At 72.8% G+C, this 22048-nt stretch carries 15 protein-coding genes; 4 read left to right on the top strand and 11 right to left on the bottom strand.

Translation table 11 applies throughout. From position 1 onward, the window contains the following. Window position 1: 1 nt before the first annotated feature. Genes AB0F81_RS25790 through AB0F81_RS25780 form a run of 3 tightly spaced genes read right to left on the bottom strand, consistent with a single transcriptional unit; the run spans window position 2 to window position 3629 of the window. On the bottom strand, window positions 2-826 hold the full coding sequence (locus tag AB0F81_RS25790) for a carbohydrate ABC transporter permease (RefSeq protein ID WP_360201206.1): 825 nt from the start codon (window positions 824-826) through the stop codon (window positions 2-4). Then, complete coding sequence (locus AB0F81_RS25785) at window positions 823-1677, bottom strand: sugar ABC transporter permease (protein WP_360201204.1); 855 nt, start codon at window positions 1675-1677, stop codon at window positions 823-825. The genes AB0F81_RS25790 and AB0F81_RS25785 overlap by 4 nt, the downstream gene beginning before the upstream one ends. After that, entirely contained in the window at window positions 1674-3629 is a 1956-nt protein-coding gene (locus AB0F81_RS25780; RefSeq protein ID WP_360201203.1) for a beta-galactosidase, read from the bottom strand. Before AB0F81_RS25780 ends, AB0F81_RS25785 begins: the two co-directional genes overlap by 4 nt. Window positions 3630-3762: 133 nt before the next feature. Between AB0F81_RS25780 and AB0F81_RS25775 the strand changes: the two genes are divergently transcribed. Continuing rightward, window positions 3763-4770: a LacI family DNA-binding transcriptional regulator gene (locus AB0F81_RS25775; RefSeq protein ID WP_360201200.1), complete on the top strand. Its 1008-nt coding sequence runs from the start codon at window positions 3763-3765 to the stop codon at window positions 4768-4770. 45 nt (window positions 4771-4815) lie between these two features. Here the strand turns inward: AB0F81_RS25775 and AB0F81_RS25770 are convergent, their stop codons facing one another. Beyond that, window positions 4816-5190, bottom strand: a complete 375-nt coding sequence (locus tag AB0F81_RS25770) for a hypothetical protein (protein ID WP_360201199.1) — start codon at window positions 5188-5190, stop codon at window positions 4816-4818. A 239-nt stretch (window positions 5191-5429) separates the two neighbouring features. Between AB0F81_RS25770 and AB0F81_RS25765 the strand changes: the two genes are divergently transcribed. Further along, on the top strand, window positions 5430-6212 hold the full coding sequence (locus tag AB0F81_RS25765; protein WP_360201197.1) for an SGNH/GDSL hydrolase family protein: 783 nt from the start codon (window positions 5430-5432) through the stop codon (window positions 6210-6212). 137 nt (window positions 6213-6349) lie between these two features. Next, window positions 6350-6637, top strand: coding sequence for a PLD nuclease N-terminal domain-containing protein (locus AB0F81_RS25760; protein ID WP_360201195.1), 288 nt, complete (start codon window positions 6350-6352; stop codon window positions 6635-6637). A gap of 6 nt (window positions 6638-6643) precedes the next feature. Here the strand turns inward: AB0F81_RS25760 and AB0F81_RS25755 are convergent, their stop codons facing one another. From AB0F81_RS25755 to AB0F81_RS25745, 3 genes are all read right to left on the bottom strand, one after another. Further along, complete coding sequence (locus tag AB0F81_RS25755; RefSeq protein ID WP_360201194.1) at window positions 6644-8224, bottom strand: protein kinase; 1581 nt, start codon at window positions 8222-8224, stop codon at window positions 6644-6646. Between the two features lie 175 nt (window positions 8225-8399). Beyond that, entirely contained in the window at window positions 8400-10430 is a 2031-nt protein-coding gene (locus AB0F81_RS25750; protein ID WP_360201192.1) for a response regulator, read from the bottom strand. 50 nt (window positions 10431-10480) lie between these two features. Next, on the bottom strand, window positions 10481-11419 hold the full coding sequence (locus AB0F81_RS25745) for a ribose-phosphate pyrophosphokinase (RefSeq protein ID WP_360201190.1): 939 nt from the start codon (window positions 11417-11419) through the stop codon (window positions 10481-10483). A 46-nt stretch (window positions 11420-11465) separates the two neighbouring features. Here AB0F81_RS25745 and AB0F81_RS25740 point away from each other — a divergent pair, with 46 nt between their 5' ends. Beyond that, entirely contained in the window at window positions 11466-12308 is an 843-nt protein-coding gene (locus AB0F81_RS25740) for an ATP-binding cassette domain-containing protein (protein ID WP_360201188.1), read from the top strand. A 7-nt stretch (window positions 12309-12315) separates the two neighbouring features. Here the strand turns inward: AB0F81_RS25740 and AB0F81_RS25735 are convergent, their stop codons facing one another. The 4 genes from AB0F81_RS25735 to AB0F81_RS25720 form a co-directional block, all read right to left on the bottom strand. Beyond that, a complete protein-coding gene (locus tag AB0F81_RS25735) occupies window positions 12316-12969 on the bottom strand; it encodes an ATP-binding cassette domain-containing protein (protein ID WP_360201186.1) in 654 nt (217 codons plus the stop codon). Between the two features lie 63 nt (window positions 12970-13032). Beyond that, complete coding sequence (locus AB0F81_RS25730; RefSeq protein ID WP_360201184.1) at window positions 13033-16026, bottom strand: FtsX-like permease family protein; 2994 nt, start codon at window positions 16024-16026, stop codon at window positions 13033-13035. Then, window positions 16023-19031: an FtsX-like permease family protein gene (locus AB0F81_RS25725; RefSeq protein ID WP_360201183.1), complete on the bottom strand. Its 3009-nt coding sequence runs from the start codon at window positions 19029-19031 to the stop codon at window positions 16023-16025. Before AB0F81_RS25725 ends, AB0F81_RS25730 begins: the two co-directional genes overlap by 4 nt. An 18-nt stretch (window positions 19032-19049) precedes the next feature. Next, window positions 19050-21935, bottom strand: coding sequence for an FtsX-like permease family protein (locus AB0F81_RS25720; RefSeq protein WP_360201181.1), 2886 nt, complete (start codon window positions 21933-21935; stop codon window positions 19050-19052). Window positions 21936-22048 lie beyond the last annotated feature (113 nt).

Here is a 22048-nt window from a genome sequence, read left to right as displayed (position 1 = left end):
TTCATTTGACGGCGCCGGCACCGAGGCCGTTACGCCAGAAGCGCTGAAGCAGCAGGAACGCGACCACCAGCGGCACGATCGAGACGAGCGCGCCGGTGATCACCAACATGCGCAGCTCAGGGACCTGATTCACCTGGGTGTTCCAGGAGTAGAGGCCCAGCGTCACCGGGAAGAGCCGCTCCTCGCCGAGCATGATCAGCGGGAGCAGGAAGTTGTTCCAGACCGCGACGAAGTGGAACAGGAAGATGGTGACCAGGGCCGGGAACATCAGCTTGCTGGAGACCTGAAAGAACGTCCGGATCTCGCCGGAGCCGTCCAGGCGGGCCGCCTCCAGCAGCTCGTCCGGCACGCTCGCGGTGGCGTAGATCCGGGCCAGGTAGACCCCGAACGGGTTGACCAGGCTGGGCAGGAAGACCGACCAGAAGGTGTTGGTCGCCTCGAACTGGCTGAAGATCAGGAAGAGCGGCAGGGCGAGCGCGGTGGCCGGGACCAGCACGCCGCTGAGCACCACATTGAAGATCGCTTCCCGTCCCGGGAAGCGATACTTCGCCAGCGCGTAACCGCACATGGCGGCGAGCAGGGTGCCGAGCAGGGCCGCACCGCCGGTGTAGACGATGCTGTTGCCCAGCCAGCGAAGGAAAACCCCGTCCCGGTACGCGAAGAGCTCCCGTACGTTGTCGACCAGTGCGAAGTCGGCGAACCACAGCGGCTCGGTGCTGACGAACTGGCTGCGGGTCTTGGACGCGCCGACCAGCAGCCACCAGATCGGGACCAGGAAGTACAGGGTCGCGACTCCCATGATCACCATGGGCGGGATGCGCTTCACCGGTCGCCTCCCCGCTGGGTGACCTTGAGGAACGTGAACGAGAGCAGGCAGGTGGCGAGCGCCAGGACCACCGAGAACGCGGCGGCCAGGTTGAAGTTAGGGATGGACGAGGTGGAGTAGACGGTCAGGTTCGGCGTGTAGGTGCTGGACACCGCCGAGCTGAAGGCGCGGAACACCTGCGGCTCGGCGAGCAGCTGCAGGGTGCCGATGATCGAGAAGACCGTGGTCAGCACGATCGCCGGCATCACCAGCGGGATCTTGATCGACCACGCGGTCCGGAACTGCCCGGCGCCGTCGATCCGCGCGGCCTCGTAGACCTCGGTCGGGACGGCCAGCAGCGCCGAGTAGATGATCAGCATGTTGTAGCCGACGTAGACCCAGGTCACCACGTTCGCCATGGCCCACAGCACCAGGTCGGCGGAGAGCAGGTCGACGCTGGTGGTGACCGCGGTGAACGGGGACAGGTTCGGCGAGTAGAGGAAGCCCCACATGATCGCGGCGACGACGCCGGGGACCGCGTACGGGACGAAGAACGCCAGCCGGAAGAAGCGCCGTCCCTTGACCAGCCCCGAGTCGAGCAGCAGGGCCAGGACCAGCGCGAGCCCGAGCATGATCGGGACCTGCACGATCCCGAAGAGCAGCACCCGCCCGATGGACTCCCAGAACGGGCCGTCGGTGAAGACCCGCTGGTACTGGGCCAGGCCGCCGAAGACCTCACGGGCCGGACCGAACGTGCCGGTGCGTTCCACCTTGTACAGCGACTGCACGATGGCGTAACCGATCGGCAGCAGGTAGAAAGCGGTGAAGAGCAGGCCGAACGGCATGATGAAGAAGAGCAGCGCCTTTTTCATTCTTTGATCACGCTCACGCCGCCGCCGGGGATGTTCAGCAGTCCGCGGACCGGCTCACCGGTGACCAGATCGAGCCCGGTGGCATCGATCTCGACCGGATCCGTGCCGTGGTTGATGACGAACAGGTAGCTGCCGCTCTCCCCGGCCCGGCGGACCACCTCCACGTCCGCGTTGCCCTGGGTCTGCACCCCGGCGTCCCGGACAGCGTCCTCGAGGACCTCACGCAGATCGAGCGCGGTCGCGACGTACCACGCTTTGCCGGCGCCGTAGGCGTTGCGAGTGATCGCCGGAACCCCCGGGAGCGGCCCGTCGACGTAGGTCGCGATCGTCTCCGCGGTGGTCGTCCGCAGCCGCTCGGTCCAGAGCGAGCCCGTCGCCCCGTTGCTGAGCGCGACCTCACGGCCCGGCAGCAGCGGCGCGAACTCCTCGGCCAGCACCCCCAGCACCTCCCGGAAGGCGCCCGGGTAGCCGCCGAGCCGGATCCGGTCCCGCTCGTCGACGATCCCGCTGAAGAAGGTGACCAGCAGGTTCCCGCCGTCGCGTACGTAGTCGGCGATCCGCTCGGCGGCCGGGTCACCGACCATGTAGAGGCACGGCACGACGACCAGCCGGTAGCCGCTGAGGTCGGCGTCCGGGGAGACCACGTCGGTCGTCACGCCCAGGCCCCGCAGCGCGCGGTGCGCGGCGTGCACCTGGTCGAGGTAACGCACCGCCTGCGACGGCCGGGCCTCGCCCTCCGCCGACCACCACGACTCCCAGCTGAAGAGCACGGCCACGTCGGACTGCACCCGGGTGCCGGCCACCTCGCCGATCCGGTCCAGCGTCTCGGAGAGCTTCAGCACCTCCCGCCAGGCGACGGTGTCGGTGCCGGCGTGCGGCAGCAGCGCCGAGTGGAACTTCTCGGCGCCCTGCGCCGAGGCCCGCCACTGGAAGAAGCAGATCGAGTCGGCGCCGCGGGCCACGTGGGTGAGCGAGTTGCGCAGCATCTCGCCGGGCGCCTTGGTCAGGTTGTGCGGCTGCCAGTTGACCGCGCCGGCCGACTGCTCCATCAGCATCCAGGGCGCGCCGCCGGCCAGCCCGCGGGTGAGGTCGGCGGCGAAGGACAGCTCGGCGACCGGGTCACCCAGCCGGTGATCGAGGTAGTGGTCGTTGGCGATCACGTCCATCTCCGGCGCCCAGGACCAGTAGTCCAGGTTGCGGATGTGGGCGGTGACCATGAAGTTCGTGGTGACCGGTGTCCGGGAGTGCCGGCGCAGGATGGCGGCCTCGCCCCGGTAGTAGGCGAGCAGCTCGTCGGAGCTGAACCGGTGGAAGTCGACGATCTGGGCCGGGTTGCGCAGGGAGAGCGCGAGCCGGGGCGGCTGGATCTCGGCCCAGTCGCCGTAACGCTGGCTCCAGAACGAGGTCCCCCACGCCTCGTTCAGCGTCTCGATCTTACGGTAGCGGCTGCGCAGCCACTCGCGGAACGCCTCGGCGCTGACCTCGCAGTAGCAGAGCGCGTTGTGGCAGCCCAGCTCGTTGGAGACGTGCCAGAGCGCGACCGCCGGATGGTTGCCGTAACGCTGGGCGACCCGGTCCACCAGCTCGTAGGCCCGGTCCCGGAACACCGGGGAGCTGGGACACCAGGCCTGCCGGCCACCGGGGAACCGGACGGTGCCGTCGGCCGCGGCCGGCAGGATCTCCGGGTAGAGCGTGCTGAGCCACGGCGGCGGCGACGACGTGCCGGTGCCCAGATTCACCCGGATGCCGTTGTCGTGCAGCAGGCCGACGACCTCGTCGAGGTCGTCGAAGTGGTAGCGCCCGGGGCTCGGCTCCAGGTTCGACCAGCCGAAGATGTTGACGGCGACCAGGTCGACGCCGGCCTGGCGCATCAGCGCGACGTCCTCGCGCCACACGTCGGGCGACCACTGTTCCGGGTTGTAGTCGCAGCCGAGGCTAATTCCCGTGTTCATAAAACTCCTGGTCAAAGGCCTGTGCACGTGCACACATTACGGCTCGTTGTGACGCCGGTTACGAATGTGTGAACGTGCACACAGTAGGACTGCCCTGGCACGTGGTCAATAGCGGCGGCGTTACTGTGATCTCATGTCCCGGCCTCCGAAGCGCGCCACCGTGCACGACATCGCGGCCGCCGCGGGCGTCTCCCGCGGCACCGTGAGCCGTGTGCTGAACGGCGGCTACGTCTCCGCCGAGGCCAGAGCGGCCATCGAAGCGGCGATCACTGAGGTCGGTTACGTACCGAACAACGCGGCACGCGCCCTGAAGATGCGCAGGTCGCAGGCGGTCGCGTTCGTCGCGCTGGAACCGCACTCACTCTTCCTCGACGACCCCAACATCGGCTCGATCATGCTGGGCGCCAACGCCGCGCTCTCCCTCGCCGACCACCAGATGGTCAGCCTGGTCGTCGAGTCGGCCCGCGACACCGAGCGGGTCGCCCGCTACCTGAGCGGCGGCTTCGTCGACGGCGCGATCGTCGTGTCGGCGCGCACTCGCGACCCGATCATCAAGGTCATCTCCGAGCTGGCGCTGCCCGCGGCGTTCGTCGGCCACCCGCCCGAGCTGAGCCTCCCGTTCGTCGGGATAGACAACGTCGGCTCCGCCCAGGCCATCACGGCCCGCCTCCTCGCCGGCGGCCGCCGGCGCGTCGGAATGATCGCGGCGGCGCTCGACCGCGACTCCGGCATCGACCGCCTCACCGGCTTCAAGACAGCGATGGGTACGGCGTACGACGCGGAGCTCGTGGCGGAGGTGCCGCACTACGACTACGGCTCAGGCGTCAAGGGAATGCGGGCGCTGCTAGCTCTTGAGCCGGCGATCGACGGCGTGTTCGCGGCCTCGGACGCCATCGCGGCCGGCGCCCTGGAGGCGCTGCGCGAAGCCGGCCGCAGCGTGCCCGGCGACGTCGGCGTGGTCGGCTTCGACGACAGCACGTGGGCGGTGCGGTGCCAGCCGCCGCTGTCGACGGTGCACCAGCCGGCGAAGGAGCTGGGGTCGTGCGCGGCCCAGCTGGTGCTGCGGCAGCTGCAAGGCGAAACCCCCGACCCCGGCGGCCAACTGCTCCCCACCCCCATCATCTGGCGCGACTCCGCCTGACACCGGGTGCACCTCGGGCCCGCTGCGCGCCGCAAGGTCACCCGGTCAGCTGCGGAAGGAGCGCAGGCGTTGGGCCAGGGTGGGCGGCGGGGGTGGCGGGACCGGGCGGCGGACGGCGGGTGGGGCGGAGCGGCCGATCGGCTGGTCGTAGTCGGCGGTGGCGATCGCTTCGATGATCTGCTCCTCGCCGAAGTTCTCCGAGCCGGGGATCTGCGGGACGAAACCGACCAGGATGCCGTCGCGCATCACCTGGGCCTCGAGGCCGGCAGTGCCGTCGTTGTCCCAGATCGCCTCGCGGCCGTCGGGGAGGACCACCCGAATGCCGTACTGGGTGACGCCGGCACGCGGGAGTTTCAGATGGGCGAACACGTTGCGTGCGCGCAGGCTGGCGACTACCCGGCGGGCTCGGTTCTCTTCCATGACGCGACGTTAAACCGCTGATCTGTAAACACGCTGAAGGTCGGCTCGACGGCCGTTGAGAGGAGAGCGCACACGGCACACGTAACATGACCCATCGTGATAAGCCCAGGTCACATCGATGCATGTTACTCCCTTGTAACAGGAATGTCACCGGATTCCTTTTCTCGGGACCTTGACTTACTGTGCGGTAACCGAAGCGCTTCGGCCCCAGATCCCCACGTGGATATCGGAGGCCATCGATGAGAACGGCTCACGTCCTCGCCACTCTCGTCACCTCGTCCGTCCTGAGCCTCGCCCTCGCCGCACCCGCCCAGGCGGCGAGCACCATCGACTACGTCGCCCTCGGCGACTCCTACTCCAGCGGCGTCGGCGCGCCCGGCCAGTCCGGGAGCTGCGGGCGCAGCAACTACAGCTATGCGCCCCAGTGGGCCGACCGCAACGATCCCGCCTCGTTCCAGTTCCTGGCCTGCGGCGGCGCGGTCACCGACGACGTCCTGAACACCCAGGTGCCGGCCATGAACAGCGGCGCGGACCTGATCAGCATCACCATCGGCGGCAACGACGCCGGCTTCGCGCCGACCGTCATCACCTGCCTGACCTCGAGCGACTCGGCCTGCGCGGCCAAGGTCAACGAGGGCAAGGCGTACGTCAGCACCACCCTGCCCGGCAAGCTGGACGCCACATACCGGGCGATCCGGGCCAAGGCGCCGGACGCACGGGTGGTCGTGCTGGGTTACCCGCTGCTGTTCGGCACCACGTCGCTGATCTGCGAGATGAGCATCGCCAAGCGCAGGGCACTCAACAGCGGCGCGGAGACCCTGGACGCGATGATCAAGCAGCGGGCCGAGGCGGCGGGCTTCGTCTGGTCGGACGTGCGTGACGAGTTCTCGGGGCACGGGGCGTGCACGTCCCGGCCGTGGATCAACGGGCTCACGATCGTCCCGCCGCAGAACTCGTACCACCCGAACAGCGCCGGATACACCAACGGTTACCTGCCGGCGTTCTCCGGTTCGGCAGGCTGACCCCCGATCCGGCTGACGCTCAGTGTCGTCTCCCGCCCGGGGACACCACACTGGGCGTCAGCCGGGGAAACCCCGTGCAACCGGGACGCACCGTGGGCGGACCGGGACGGCTGCCGGGCACCGGCAGCATTCTCGTCATGGCCCGAGTGAACACGCTGCTCTTCCTGATCGTCGTCGCGCTCAGCGTGGTGGCGCTGATCGACTGCCTGGCCACCGACCGGGCCCGGATCCGCTCGTTCCCGCGCGGCGCCTGGGCAATCCTGATCATGCTGTGCCCGGTGGCGGGCGCGATCGCGTGGTTCCGCGCCGGCCGGGCCCTCTCCGCCGGCGACATCCACGCGGCGCCGCAGCAGCGCGGCCCGATCGGGCCGGACGACGACCCGGAGTTCGTCCGGCAGCTGGCCGAGGCGATCCGCAACCGCTGACCGCGGCTACCAGGTGAACGGGCGGCCGCGGGTGGTGTTCGTGGCGGTCCGGCCCTCGCGTTCGTAGCGGTACGACATGACTACGGCATAGCTGCGGCCGCGGCTGGGCCTCGCCCCGGCCGGCCCGCACTGCTTGGTGAACGACTCCCTGGTGAAGGAGAGGCCGTCACAGGTGGTCGGACCGGCCACGGTGCGGCCGGTGGCGGCGTCCTGCAGCCGGACCTCGATCCGGCCCCGGCCTCCGGCCGGCGCGGTCAGCGAGGCCTGAAACTGCACGTCACGGCCGAGCGAGTGGCAATGCCGCGGACCCAGCGGGGTACGGGTGGCCAGGTCGAAGACGAAGTTCTGGGAACACTGCCAGGGGCCGTAGGGCCTGCCTTCCGGAACCGGGGACCGTGAAACGGCCCTGGTCACGGCGCGCGGCGTAGCCCGTACGTCTGAAGTGGGCCGGGGCGTGGGAAGCGCAACGCCCCGTGCGGCCTTGCGTGCCTTGGCAGGCCGGGTGTTCTGGCGGTTCTGAGGTGGAGCGGCCGTGCGCCGCGTGGAGGCCGGCAGGCTGGCCTGCGGAGCGCTGGGCGCGACGATCACCGTGCGGGCCTGGTCGCCGGAGCGACCGAGGTGCCAGGCCGTGGTGGCGATGCCGGAGGCGAGCATCGTGCCGGCGACCACCGCGGCGGTCGCGCCGGGCCGGATCCAGCGGTTGCGCGGCGCGTCGTTGCGCGGCGCGTGGCGGCGGGGAGCGGGTATCTGGCCGGGCAACGACTCCGCGACGGGGCTGCTGGGGCGCGGCAGGGCGGGGACGTCGCCGAGGTCGGCGGAGAGTTTCCGGAGGTCGGCGACGAGTTCAGCGGCGCTGGGCCGCAGGCGCGGCTTGCCGGACAGGCAGGACGTGACGATCCGCCAGAGCGGGTCGGGGATGCCGGGGCGGCGCTCCGGACTGCCCTCGGCGTGCAGGCGCATCAGCTCCGGGATCGAGTCGCTGCGGTACGGCGGATGCCCCGTGACCAGCTCGTAGAGCAGCACCCCCAGCGCGTAGACGTCGGTCGCCGCGCTCGGGGTGGTCCCGTGGAACGCCTCGGGCGCCATGTAGTGCGGGGTGCCGACGACCGCGTTCGGCGTGGTCATGCTCGGCAGGTTGAGGATCCGGGCGATGCCGAAGTCGGTGAGCCGGGTCTCCGGCTTGCCGCCCTCCGTGCTGAGCAGGATGTTGTCCGGTTTCAGGTCGCGGTGGATGATCCCCAGCTCGTGCGCCTCGGCCAGCGCGGAGGCGACCTGGCCGGCCAGCCGCACCGCCTCGGCGGGCGGCACCGTGCCGTGCCGGTTCAGATGGTCGCGCAGGCTGCCGCCGTCGACGAGATCCATCACCAGGCCGAGCGTCTCGCCGACGCTGAACAGGTCACGGACCCGGACCACGTGCCGGTGCCGCAGCATCAGCAGGATGGTCCGCTCCTGCACGAACCGGGTGACCAGCCGGGGCTGCCGCAGCAGGCTCTCGTGGAGCAGCTTGACCGCCACCGGCTCGCCGGTCGAGCGTTCCTCGCCCTGCCAGACGGTGCCGGTGGCGCCCTGTCCTATTGGTCTGACCAAAAGGTAAGAATTCCCGACACACCGCCCGGCCAGTGGCGCATCCGAGCCGCTATCCGTGGGATCCTGGGTCACTCCGCGGTCCTTCCGATGACGGCAATGCCCCGGAATACTGCGGTTTGTCCGTATCAGCTGGCAAGCTATGCAACCCGGTTCGGTGAGAGCCCGCGCGCTTGCGTCACTGGGCCCCGCTCCTGTCGTTCACGGGTTGCGGACCACACAGCGAGCGGATCGCGCCGAGCAGGGTGGACCGGGTGAACGGCTTCTCCAGCAGCATGCTGTTGTCGTCCAGATGCAGCTGCGGGCCGAGCGAGGCCGCCGTGTACCCCGACATGTAGAGCACCGGCAGATCCGGCTGATGCGTGCGCAACGCGCCGGCCAGCTCCGGCCCGGTCATCGTCGGCATCACCACGTCGGTGATCAGCAGGTCCGGCCGGGCGCCCGAGGCCACCTGAGTGACCGCCATCAGCGCGTCGGTGGCGACCGTGATCTCGTAACCGGCCGGCGCGATCAGCCGCTGCACCAGCTGCGCCACGTCCGGCTGGTCCTCCACGATCAGCACCCGGCCGATCACGGACGTCTTCTCCTTGCGCTCCCCACCCGGTGAGCTCTGCTGCTCCGCCGCCGGCAGATAGATGTGCACGGTCGTGCCGATCCGCGGCTGCGACTCCAGCTCGATGTGCCCACCGAGGTTCTGCACGATGCCCGCGGTGGTGGCCAGGCCCAGACCCGCGGCGGTCGGCCGGGTGGTGAAGAACGGCTCCAGCGCCCGGCGGCGGATCTCGTCGTCCATGCCGATACCGGTGTCGGTCACCACGAGATGCACCAGCTTGCCGGTCGGCGCGCCCTCGGCCAGCTGACCCGGCTCGATCACCTCGTTGGTGGCGGCCACCCGGACCATGCCGCCGTGCAGCATCGCGTCCCGGGCGTTCGCGGCCAGGTTCACCAGGGCCTGCTCCAGCGGGCCCCGCTCGGCCTTGATCGGCCAGACGTCCGCCCCGAAGGTCAGGTCCAGGCCGATGTGCTCGCCGAGCGTCCGGCTGAACAGCGTCTGCACGTCGGTGAGCAGGTCCGGGATCGGGATCACCTCGGGCCGGTTGCCCTCGCTGCGGCCGAAGGCCAGCAGCTGGTGCGTGAGCGTGCGCCCGGTGCCGACCGCGTCCAGGATGTCCTTCGCCAGCTGGTGGTGCGGCGAACCCTCCTCGGCGGTCGTCAGGATCATGTCGGCGGAGCCGGCCACCACGGTCATCAGGTTGTTGAAGTCGTGCGAGAGGCCGCCGATCAGCTGGCCCAGGCTGTCCAGCCGGCGCAGGTGGTCCAGCTGCCGTTTCAGGCCCCGAGCGTCGATGTGGTCGGTGGTGTCGGTGATCATGCAGAGCACGCCGGCGAACTCGCCGTGGTCGTCGAGGGCGGGCATCATGCTGATCCGCACGCTGCGCCGCGAGCCGTCGGCCCGCATCAGCCGGGTGGCGCCGACCGTGGACCGGCCGGTCCTGCACTCGGCGATCCGGCGGTCCAGCTCCTTCTGGCCCACGTTGTCCAGGAAACCCCGCAGCGACACGCCGATCAGCTCGGCGCGGGGCATGCCGAGCACGACGCCGATCGGTTCGTTCGCGTACGTGGCGACGCCCTCCGGGTCGAGTTGGAGCACCCCCTCGGGGATGGTCTCCAGCACCCGGCGGTAGCGCTCCTCCGCGGCGCGCAGCCGTTCCTGGGCCCGGGCGCTCGAGACGGCCAGCGACAGCTCGCCGGCGATGTCCCGGGCCAGCTCCACCTCGGGCGTCGAGTAGAACGCGTCCTCGGTGTGCCGGGTCAGGATCAGGTAACCGGCGTAGGTGTTGTCGACGATCACCGGGCACAGCACGGCGGCGGAGATGCCGTGCTCGGGCGGGCTCAGCGCGGCCGCCGACTCGCCGGCCAGCACGATCGGCCGGCGGCTCGCCGCGAGGGTCGTGGAGTACTCGTCGTCGGGCGACGTACCGGCCCGATCGAGCGCCCGGGCCAGCGGGCCCGAGCGCTCGTCGTCCAGGTGGTGGTACGAGATGTGGTCGTACCGGCCGTCGTCGCGGAGCAGTTGGACGCCGGCGCCGTCACCGATCATGTCGGCGGCGGCGCGGGCGGCCGTGGAGCGGACCTCAGCCGGGTCCGCCGCCGCGCGGCTGAGCGCGAGGGCGAGGTCGGCAAGCGCGTACCGGAGGGGGTAAGCCATGACACCCATGCGAAACATGATTCGCGTTGGGTGGGGCTCATGAGGCCGTTTTATGAGAAAAGGGCACTTACCGACTCGCCGTTGTGGATCCGGCGCATCGCCTCGGCGAGGGCCGGCGCGACCGACAGGATGGTCAGCTTGTCGGTGCGGTTGTGCAGCGGGATCGGCACCGTGTTCGTGCAGACGATCTCCTCGATCTCCTTCTCGGCGGAGAGCCGCTGCACGGCGTCGTTGGTGAACAGACCGTGGGTGCAGGCCACCCGGACGCTGCGGACGTTGCGCTCACGCAGCCGGGCCAGCAGCTCGAAGACGGTGCTGCCCTTGGCGATCTCGTCGTCCAGCACGATCACGTCCCGGTCGGCGACCTCACCGATCACCGAGCTGATCACCACCTTGTCGTCGGCGAACCGCTGCTTCGCGCCGGCCGCCACCTCGATGCCGAGCATCCGGGCGAACGCGGCCGCCTCCTTCGCGTTGCCCAGGTCCGGCGAGACCACCACGGTGTTGCTCAGGTCGTAGCCGCGGAAGTGATTGGCCAGCTCGCGCAGCGCGTGCAGGTGGTCCACCGGGATGCTGAAGAAACCGTGCACCTGCGGCGAGTGCAGGGTCATCGCCAGCACCCGGTCGGCGCCGGCGGTGGTCAGCAGGTCGGCGACCAGACGTCCCCCGATCGAGATCCGCGGGGCGTCCTTCTTGTCGGAACGGGCATAGGCGTAGTGCGGCAGGACCACGGTGATCCGGCCGGCCGACGCGCCGCGGGCGGCGTCGAGCATGAAGAGCAACTCGGCGAGATGCTCCTGGGTCGGGGGGACCAGCGGCTGGATCAGGAACACGTCCCGTTCCCGGCAGTTCCCCTGCAGCTGCACCTCGATGCAGTCGTTGGCGAACCGGGAGATCCGGGTCGGCATCAGCGGCACCGCGAGATGCTCGCAGATCTCGGCGGCCAGTTCGGGATGGGCAGAACCGGTGAAAACGGCGATGTCACGCACGGGGACACCCTATTCACAGTGGCGTACGTTGATTAGTTTGGGCGTCATGAACGGACTGGCTGTCGCCTGCCGGCGAGTGGTGCACATCTACCGCGCCGAGGCGGGCGACGTGGTCGCCCTCGCTGGGGTGGACCTCTCCATCGCGCCGGGCGAGACGCTCGCCCTGGTGGGGCCGTCCGGATCGGGCAAGTCCACGCTGATCGCGCTGCTGGCGGGGCTGATGCGGCCGTCCGCGGGGCGGATCAACGTCGGCACCTACGACATGGGGAAACTCTCGGACGGGGAGATCTCCCGGCTGCGCGGCACCGAGATCGGGGTGGTGCTGCAGGGCGCCGGGCGCAACCTGCTGCCGTACGCGTCGCTGCACCGCAACATCTGGCTGGCCCAGCGGCGGGCGGCGCACACCCGCGGGATCAAGCTCGACGACCCGGACCGGATCCTCGACCTGGTGGGGCTGCCCGGGCAGGGGCGGCGGCGCCTGGCTGACCTCACACCGGGCGGCCGGCAGCGGGCGGCACTCGCGGTGGGCATCGCGGCGGGACCCGGGTTGCTGCTGGTGGACGAGCCCACCAGCCGGTTGGACACCGCCGGGCGCGACGAGGTGCTCGACGCGCTGGAGACGGTGAACGCCGAGCGGCACACCACGATCGTGGTCGTGACCCACGACAACGAGGTGGGCGCCCGGCTCGGGCGAGCGGTCACCATCCGTGACGGCCGGGTGGGTGCCGAGGGCCGGGACGGGCAGGACTTCGCGGTGGTGGCCGGAGACGGCACGGTGCAGCTGCCGCCGGATGTGCTGGGCTCCTATCCGCCGGGGACGCTGTTCACCGTGCAGCACGTGGACGGCGAGGTGACCCTGGTGCCCGGTGGGGCGGAAACGCCGGTCTGAGCCACCGCTAGGGGCGGGCCCAGACCGCCGCGCCGTCGGCCAGGTGGAGTTCGCGGTCGCAGACCGCTGCGGCCTCCGGGTCGTGGGTGGCCAGGACCACGGCCGCGCCGCGGGCCGCCTCGGCCCGCAGCAGCTCCAGGACGCGCTGACGGTTCGCCGCGTCCAGCTCGCTGGTCACCTCGTCGGCCAGCACCACGGTGCCGTGCAGGGCGATGCCGCGCGCGATCGCGGTGCGCTGCTGCTGCCCGCCGGAGAGCTCGTCGATCAGCTGGTTCGCCTGGCCGGAGAGGCCGAGCGCGTCCAGCGCCTCCGCGGTCCGGCGGCGGGCGTCGGCCGGTGATCCACCGGTGGCGATCACCGCGACCGCGATGTTCTCGGCCGCCGTCAGGATCGCGGCCAGGCCGTTGTCCTGCGGGATCAGCACGACGCCCTGCGCCACCGCGCGGTCGCGGTCGCCGACCTCGGCGCCGTCCACGGCGACCGTCCCGGCTCGCGGCGGCAGCATCCCGGCCATCGCGCTGAGCAGCGTGGTCTTGCCCGCGCCGGAGGTGCCGGTGACCGCCAGCAGCTCGCCCGGCCGGGCCGTCACGGTGATGCCGCGCAGCACCGGCTCGCCGCCGCCGTAGGCCAGGTCCGCCGAATCCACCGTCAGTGTCCGCATCGCCTCTCCCCCGCCCGATCCCGCCCGCGCACCCGCATCAGTCTTCCGTCACGCCGGTCAATGTCAACGCCTGCGGGTGACACCCAGCGCCGCCACCAGATAGAGGACCAGCACCGCGCCCCCCACCCCGAGCAGCACCGGCACCCGGGGCAGGCCGGGCAGCGGCAGGTCAGGCGGTTCCAGCCCGGCCAGCGGCAGCGCCCACCCGGTCAGCAGCCACCCCGCCACCCCGGCGCCCAGCCCCACCACCGCCGCGATCGTGACCAGCACCGGAAACGTCCAGAACGTCGCCTGCGCCGCCTGCCCGGGCCGCAGCCCCTGCACCCGCAACGCGGTCAGGTCCTCGGCCCGCCGTGCCCGGTCCACCGCGATCGTCAGCACCAGCGCTCCGGCGCCGAGCAGCACGGTCAGGACTCCCGCCAGCACGTGGAACCAGAGGGCGATCGCCGGGCCCTGCCGGTCCAGCCGCTCCCGGACCTGCCCGGCCCGGGTGTCGCCGATGACCGTCAGCCCCTGCTTCGCCAGCCGTTCCACGATGTCCGCCGGCGCCGCCGCGTTCAGCCAGACCTGCGGCTGCTGCGCCCGCGCCTCGTCCACCGTGAGCTGGTCGGCGAGTTCCAGGTCGACCAGGGTGCCGGTACGGCCGAGAACCGGCACCGCCGGCAGCGATGCCACCGACACCACCGGCACCGCGTCGCCGCCCAGAGTGCTGATCACATTCGCCTCCGGCAGCGGCCCGGCGTGCGCCATCGGCACCGGCGCCGGCGCGCTGACCGGCCGGATCCAGGCCGCCCCGGCCGCTCCGGACGAGACCTCCACGTCAGCGGCGATCCCGTCCGGCGCGGCCGACGTGCGGGTCCGGTGCGACCCCCACCAGCGGTCCTGCTCGGTGAACCGGATCGGGGTGGCGTCGCCCGCCGGCGCCGCCGCCCGCAGCTCGTGGACCACCACCCGGCCGGTGACCTCGGAGGTGGTGCCCCCGACGATTCCCACCCCGCTGATCCGGCAGCCGTCCCGGCAGATCGCCACCCGCTGCTGGTACGCCCGCCTGCCCGCGCTCATCTCGCCGAACTCCACGACGCTCTCACCGAGCCCGCGCACCGACGACACCGCGGCGATCAGCCGCAGCTCGGCATCGGGCCCGGTGGGGACCTTGGTGGCTTCGACGACGATGTCCGTCCCGGTGAACTCGGGCCGCTCGGTGCCCGCCACCCGCAGCCGTCGCGCCACCTCGGCCGCGCTCGGCGCGTCCTCCGGCCAGGTCGCGACGGCGGCCAGCCGCGGCGAGTCGACCGCCAGGCCGGGGCGGGGGCGGCTGCCCCCGCTGTACAGGTTGGTCACGGCCATCGCGAAGGCGCCCTGCGGGTCGACCTCGCGGACGGCAGCGAGCAACCGGCGGCGCGGCACCGCCTCCACGGTGAGCACCCGGTCGGCGCCGGTGCCGAGCTCCGCCTGGACGGCCCGGCCGCGGGCGGCGGTGTCGACCGCACACGTCGCGTACGCCGCCACGGCGGCGGTGGCCGCCAGCAGGGCGAAGAGCCGGGTGGCCCCGGGCCGGCGGGACAACTGCAGACCGGCGAGGGCGACACCGATCCGGCCGCGGTTCAGGGCTCGGGTCGCGTACCGGCCGACGAGCGGGAGCAGGGCGTGCGCGGTGAGCAGGGCCAGCGCCAGCATGAGCAGGGCCGGGGCGAACAGGCCGACCCCGGTGAGGGAGCCGTCGGAGAGCGCCAGCTGGCCGCCGGCAACGATCGCGAGGACCAGCACGACCGCCTCGGTGGCCTGCAGCCGGCGACGTTCCGGCGGGGTGCGCCGCAGCAGCGTGGCGACCGGGCTGAACAGCTGCCGTCGCAGGGCGGCGACCGCGGCGAGCAGGGCGGCCGCGGCGGCGACCGGCGCGTAGCGCAGCGAGGCCCAGCCCGCGTCGGCGCCCACGCCCGGGAAGAGGCTCGCCGCCACCGCGTTGATCAGCAGCTGCCCGGCGAGACAGCCGGCCAGGGCCCCGGCGAGGACGGCGGCCAGGCTCTCCCCGGTCGCCAGCCACCACCGGGTCCACCAGCGGGTGCCGCGCAGGGCGACGACGGCCAGCTCGTTCTGCCGGGCCTCGGCGCCGTGGCCGACGGTCAGGTAGATGCTGAAGCAGGCGAGCAGCACCAGCGGCACGGCCAGGACCGGGACCAGCAGCCGGGCCTCGGCGCGACCCTCCTCGATGCGCTCGAACAGGCGCGGCATGCCGGTGTTGATCTGCACGGCGCCGACCTCGCGGGACACCTCCTCGACCCGGCGCAGGTCGGCCTCGACCTGGTCGAGCCGGTGGATGTCGAAGGTGCCCGGGTTGGCGATGCCGTCGATCGCCATGGTGGTCACGGTCTGCCTCGTCGCGGACAGGGTCAGCGAGTTGGTGAAGACCGGCTCGCCGGACCCCACGTCGGGGCCGCTGATGAAATAGCCGTGGGTGCCCCAGTAGGCGCCGGCCGGTTCGAGCGGCCGGTAGATCCCGGCCACCGACAGCGTCTTCGGTGGGGCGGCGGCCACATATTTCGGCACCGGGTCGCCGTTGAGCCGGGCGCCGGACAGCACGATGCCGTCACCGGCCGCCAGGCCCAGCCGCTGCGCGGTCCGCTCACCCAGCAGCACGTCGCCCTCGCCGGCCAGGCAGCGGCCGGAAAGGATCCGCACGTGGGCGCACACGTCCTGCCGGAACACGAACCGGGTCGGGTACGTCGTGGCCCGCTCCAGTCCGACCGTCGGCATCTCGGCCGAGTAGACGTACGAGAACCCGTCCATGTCGATGAGGGCGTGCCCGACGTCGGTGAAGTCGATGCCCGTCCCGTCGTCGGCCGCCGCGTCGGCGTCCCGGGCCCCGCGTGCCACCAGGCTGAGCTCGCCGGGGCCGGCGGTGGCGATCTGGCCGGCCGCGACGGCCCGGTCGGCGACCAGCAGATAGGCCGGGGCGGCCACGGCCGAGGCGACCGCCAGCATCGCCAGCAGGGCCAGGGTGACGGCCTGCCCACGCCGGGCCCAGACCTGTGCCAGGGCGAGCGCGAGGGAGATCATGAGGTGCGCTCCCGCAGCGATCGGAGCAGTGGCAGCAGGGTCAGCCAGCCGGTGCCGCCGAGCACCAGGAGCGCCACGCCGGTGGCCGCCAGCACCGCGCCCGGTGGCAGGGCGGGCGGAGCGGCGAGCACCTGCCACCCGTCGGTGAACGACGGCACGGCGCTGCCGGTGAGGGCGCTTGCCAGCACGGCGGCCAGGACGCCGCAGGCCAGCCCGGTGATGATCACGGCGGCGGTTCCCGCGTACCCGGTGGCTTCGGCGTCTCGGCCAGGCAGGCCCTGCACGCGCAGCGCGGCGAGCCGCGCGCTGACCGCGCGCCGGTCGACGGCCGCCGCGACGGCCAGCACAGCGGCTGCCAGCAGCAGCGCCGCCACCCCGGTGAGCAGGGCGAACCGGACCACCGCGGCCGGACCCTGGTCGCCGAGCCGGGCGATGCGGCCGGTGACCGTCTCGTCGCCGGTCACGGTCAGCCCGGCGGCGGTCAGGTCGGCGACGAGGCCGGCTCGGGCGCCGGGTGCCAGCCACACCTGGTACTCCCCGTTGGGGTCGACCTCGCCGGCCATCCGGCGGGTGGCGTCCAGGTCGACGACGAGGCCGCGGCGGCCCACCGCGGGCAGCGCGGAGACGGTGGCGGTGACCCGCACCGGGATCGGCTCGCCGAACGAGCCGAGGACCGGATCCTCGTACTGCCAGTCGGACGGTGTCGTGCCGGCCAGCACGACCGGCAGCGGCACCGGGGTGTCGGCGGACCACACCTCGGCACCCACGCGCTGCAGGTCGGTGGTGTTCGCGTCGCCGGCCAGGCGCAGCACTCCGTCGGCGGCCGTGACGTCGACGGCCGCGCCGGCCGTGCCGGGACGCCACCGGGTCATGTCCCCGAGCGCGGCGGAATCCAGCACAGCGGCCTCCGGACCGGTCTGCCGCACGTCGCGCACCGTCACCGCGGAGCCGGCCGGCGGCGGCGCGGTACGCCCGCTCGCGTCCGGCGGGGTGGTCACCTCCCACCGCATGATCCGGCAGCCGGGCGCGGCGTCACAGCCGGCCAGCGGGACCGTGACGGTCTGCTCCCCAGCCGCGAGGGTTCCGAACGAGGCGCTGATCCGCTCCCCGCTCGCCTCGTGCTGGAGCAGCAGGGAGAGAACCAGCGGCGCCGGCCCGTCGCGGCGGATCCGGGCGGTCAGCCCACCTCCGGTGACCGTCGTGGGCTCCGGCGGGGCCGCTCCGCTCATCGCACCGGGCAGGGCGGCGACCGGCCCGAACTCCGGGCGCCAGGAGGCGACCGCGGCGAGCCGGCCGGTGTCGACCTCGAGGACCTCCTGCTCCAGCCCGCGGGAGAGCACGGCGGCCATCGCCTCCCGCCCGGCCGGGTCGGCCTGCCGGACGGCGTGCAGCAGCACCGTCCGGTTGGGGGCGTCGACGCTGAGCACCCGCACCGCCCCGAGCTCGGCCGCGCTGCGGTCGGCGCGGGCGGTCTGCTCGGCCCGCCACCCGGCGAAGGACGTGACGAACAGCGCGACCGCCACCACGATCAGCATGAAGACCCGGTCGGTGCCGGCCGAGCGGGAGATCTGCAGCGCGGTGAGGCCGAACCGCAGCCGCCCCGAGCGCAGGGCCACCCCACCGGCGCGGGCCGCCGCCCGGCTGAGCAGCCGGGCCACCAGCAGGCCCAGGGCGAGGGCCGCCAGCGCCGAGGCGGCCGGGGTGAGGCCTTCCGCCGGGCCGCCGGACCGGGCCTGATAGAGCACCGCGGCCGCGACCACGAGCAGGAGCACGTCGGCCAGCGCGGACCGCCAGTCGCCGCGGCCGGTCACCGCCCGCCGCAGCAGCGCCGAGACCGGACGGCCGAGCACCGCCGCCTCCACCACGGCCAGCACGATCATGCTGCCGAGCAGGACCGCGGCCACGGCGGCGGCGGAGAGGGCCAGCGCGGTCCGCCGGTCGGCGGCGACCTCGATCGGGCCGGCGAGCAGGTGTGCCAGCAGATAGCCGGCCGCCGCACCGAGCGCCACCCCGCACAGCAGCGGCACCAGGTGCTGGCCCCAGGCCAGCCGCAGCATGCCGGAGCGGTTGACGCCGCGCAGCTTGAGCAGGGCGGTGTCGGCGCGGCGGTCGCGCAACGTGTACCACCCCGCGAGGCCGACGGCGAACCAGCTGAGCAGCAGCATCTGCACGCCCGCGGTCAGCACGCCGGCCAGGATCGTCTCCCGGTCGCGGGCGATGGTCTCCAGCAGCGGGCCGACCGCGGTGGACAGCCGCAGCTGGTTGCTGCCGAGCCGGGCGTCGGCGGCGGCCAGCGCGGCGGCGACGTCGTGACCGTCGTCCCCACGGAGCAGCTCCTCGGACAGCTCGGCGTCCCAGGCCGCCGTGGTGCCCCACAGCTGCCGGGCGGCGAACGTGTCCAGCGGGGCGAAGGCCAGGTCGAGCCCGGCCTCGGCCCGGAACTGGGAGCTGCTCCAGTAGGCCCCCGCGGGATCGGTCAGGGTGTAACGCGCGACGACCCGCAGGACCAGCGGCCGGTTGAAGGAGGAGCTGCGCAGCTCGACCGGGTCACCCGGGGCGAGCCCGAGCCGGCGCCCGGCCTCCTGGCTGATCGCCACCTCATCGGGCCGGGCGGGGCACGGGCCGTCGAGCCGCACGTTCGCGCAGAAGTGCTCCCGGTAGGCCACCGGCATGGGGATCGAGTCAGGGCCCTGGCGCACGGTGAGCGGCACGGTCAGGCCGATCGCCGGCTCGACGACCGGGATCGGCAGCCCCGCACGCACCGCGCCGGAGAACCGGTCCAGTGCGGCCCGCGGCTTGCCCTGGGTATCGACGTTCTGCCGCACCGAGACCACCCGCTCGGCGGGCCGCGCCCCGGCCAGGTCGGACACGGCGGCCCGCCCGGACGCGGCGAAGCCGAACCACGGGCCGGCCGCGGCGATCGCGGTGGCCAGCGCGGCCAGCACGAGGATGGTCAGGACCTGCGCGGTCCGTTCCCGGACCGCACCGAGAACGAGCGCGAGCATGCCCGGGACGTTACGCGATCACCCGGTCTCCCGGGGACCCCTGTGGACGACGGTGCTTAACCGGTTCACCCGACTTCGCAGGTTGCGCCCGGTCGCCAGGGCCACCAGGAAGAGCACGGCGAGGACGGCCGCTGCCGCGCCGAGCATCGGCGCGGCACCCGGCCGGGTCGGCAACGGCAGGTCCGGCGGGTCGAGCCCGGCCAGCGGCAGCGCCCAGCCGGTCAGCTCCCAGGCCGCGACGGCCACGGCCAGGCCGGTCACGGCGGCGAAGAGCACGAGGACCGGATAGGTCCAGAGGGTGGCCCGGTCGACCGCGCCCCGGCTCAGGCCCTGGGCCCGCAGCGCGGCCAGGTCGGCCACCCGCCGGGACCGGTCGACCGCCGCCGCGAGCACCAGGGCGCCGGCCCCGAGCAGCACCGCGAGGCCACCGGCGAGCAGGTGGAACCAGAGCGCCAGCGCCGGGCCCTGCTGTTCCAGGGACCGCCGGACCTGATCGGCCCGGGTGTCCACGAGGACCGTCAACCCCTGCTCGGCGAGCCGCTCCAGGACGTCCGGCGGGGCCGAGTCGTTGAGCCACACCTGCGGGATCTGCGCCTGGCCGGCGTCGACCGCGAGCCGGTCGGCGTACTCCAGATCGGCCAGGACGGCGTGCCGGCCCAGCTGGGGCACCGCCGGCAGCTCCGCCACCGGCGTCACCGCGAGCTCGCCCGCGTCCAGGCCGTTGACCACCCCGGTGGGCGGCAGCGAGCCGGCGTGCGCCACCGGCAGCGGGTACGGCGTGCCGCCCGGATGCACCCAGGTGCCACTGGACAGCCCCTCCGACGCGTCCAGGTCGATGCGCAGCCCACCCGGGTCCCGCGCGAGCCGCCCGTTCTCCGGCATCCGCCACTTGCCGGGATCGGCCAGTTCCTCGCGGACGAGCACCGGCCGTACCGGGTTGATCGTGGTCAGCTCGTTGATCACCACCCGCGCGGAGATGCCGAGGGCGGTGCCCACCGCGGTGAAGCCCAACCCGTTGATCCGGCAGCCCTCCCGGCACACCGCCACCCGCTGCTGATAGCTGAACCGCCCCGGTTGCAGCTCTCCCAGCTGCACTTCCGCGTCACCGAGCCCGGTGATCGACGCGACCGCGACGCTGAGCCGGATGCCCTTGCCCACCGGCAGGTCCTCGGCGGTGGCGACCACGGTGATGTCCTCACCACGGAACACGAACGGCTCGGCCGCCGCCGGGCGCAGCCCGCGGGCCACCGGACCGGCGTCCGGGGCGCCGTCCGGCCAGGTGGCGACGGCGGCGAGCCGTTCGGAGTCGACCGCGAGACCGCTCGGCTCGCCCGCGGAGCCGCTGGGCATGCGCGCGGCGGCCATCGCGAACGTCCCGCCGGGATCGGCCCGGCGCACCGCCTGCAGCAGCTGGGTGCGGTAGACCGGCGCCACCGTCAGCACCCGGGCGGCGCCGGTGCCCAGCTCCGCCTCCACCACCCGGGCACGCGCGGCGGTGTCCATGCCCGCCGCGGCGTAGCAGGCCACCGCGACCGTGGCGACGAGCAGCGCGAAAAGACGTTCGGCGCCGGGGCGGCGGGAGAGCTGGAGGCCGGCGAGGGCGACGCCGAGCCGGTCGGTGGTGAGGGCACGCCCGGCGTACCGGGTGACGAACGGCAGCAGGGCGCGGGCGGCGAGCAGGGCCAGGGCGAGGACCAGCAGGGCCGGGGCGAAGAGCCCGATGCCGGTCAGCGAACCGTTGGAGAGCGACAGCTGCACGCCGGCGACCACGGCGAGGATCACCACGATCGCGTCGGTGAAGATCGGATGGCGCAGGCCGCGGACCGGGTTCCGGCGCAGCAGGGTGGTCACCGGGCTCAGCAGCGGCCGCCGCTGGGCGGCGAGGGCGGCGATCAGCGCGGCGAGGGCGGCCAGCGGCGCGTACCGCAGCGACGACCAGCCGGGGTCCACGCCGACGCCCGGGAACCGGTTCGCCGCGAGCGCGTTGACCAGCAGCTGCCCGGCGACACAGCCGGCGACCGCACCGAACCCGACGGCGACCAGGCTCTCCCCGGTCGCCAGCCACCAGCGCACCCACCAGCGCGGGCCGCGCAGCGCGACGACGGCCAGTTCGCTCTGCCGGCCCTGCACGCTGTAGCCCACCGCCAGGAAGATGCAGAAGCAGGCGAGCAGCACCAGCGGGACCGCGAGCACCGGCACCAGCAGCCGGGACGAGGCCCGCCCGGCCTCGATGCGGTCGAGCAGCCGGGGCAGCTCGGTGGAGATCTGCAGCGAGGTGCCGAGCTGGGTCGAGGTCTTGCGCAGCCGGTCCAGCCCGGCCCGCAGCTCGTCGAGGCGCCCGGCGTCGAGGGTGCCCGGCTGGGCGGTGCCGTCGATCGCCAGCTGGGTGGTGCCGTGGTCCATCGCGCGCAGGGTGGCGGAGTTGGTGAAGACCGGCTCACCCGGGCCCAGCCCGGCGAGGGTGGTGAAGTATCCGTGCGTCCCCCAGTACGCCGCGTTCGGGTCGCCGGTCCGGTAGACGCCCACCACGGTCAGCATCTTCGGGACGCCCTCGGCGACGTACCGCGGGTCGCGCGGGTCGGCGTTGAACACCGCCGAGGCCAGCTCGATCTGGTCACCGGCGGACAGGCCGAGCCGTTTCGCGGTGTGCTCGCCGAGCAGCACGTCGCCCTCGCCGGTCAGGCAGCGGCCGGCCCGGATCTCCAGGTGATCGCAGACCCGCTGGCGGAACACCAGCCGTGAGGCGTAACGCGGGTCCGGCTCGATGCCGACCGTCGGGTACTCGGCCGAGTGCACGTAGGCGAAGCCGGGCAGCCCGATCAGGGCGGTGGCCACGTCGGTGAAGCTGACCGAGGCGCCGGCCGCCAAACCGTCCTCGACGCGTTCGTTCTGCTGGGCCGCCACCGTGAGGCTCAGTTCGGCGGGGCCGTCCGGCTGCGGGCGCCTACTGTCGGCGAACAGAGCAAACCCCTTGTTCCGCAGCGAAAGGTGAAATCAGCCGTGAATCGATCGAAAAG

Origin of the sequence: Actinoplanes sp. NPDC024001, assembly GCF_040638955.1 — a bacterium.
Lineage (GTDB): Bacteria > Actinomycetota > Actinomycetes > Mycobacteriales > Micromonosporaceae > Actinoplanes.
Note: the sequence above shows the minus strand (reverse complement) of the source record. Positions and strands in the feature narration are given on the sequence as shown.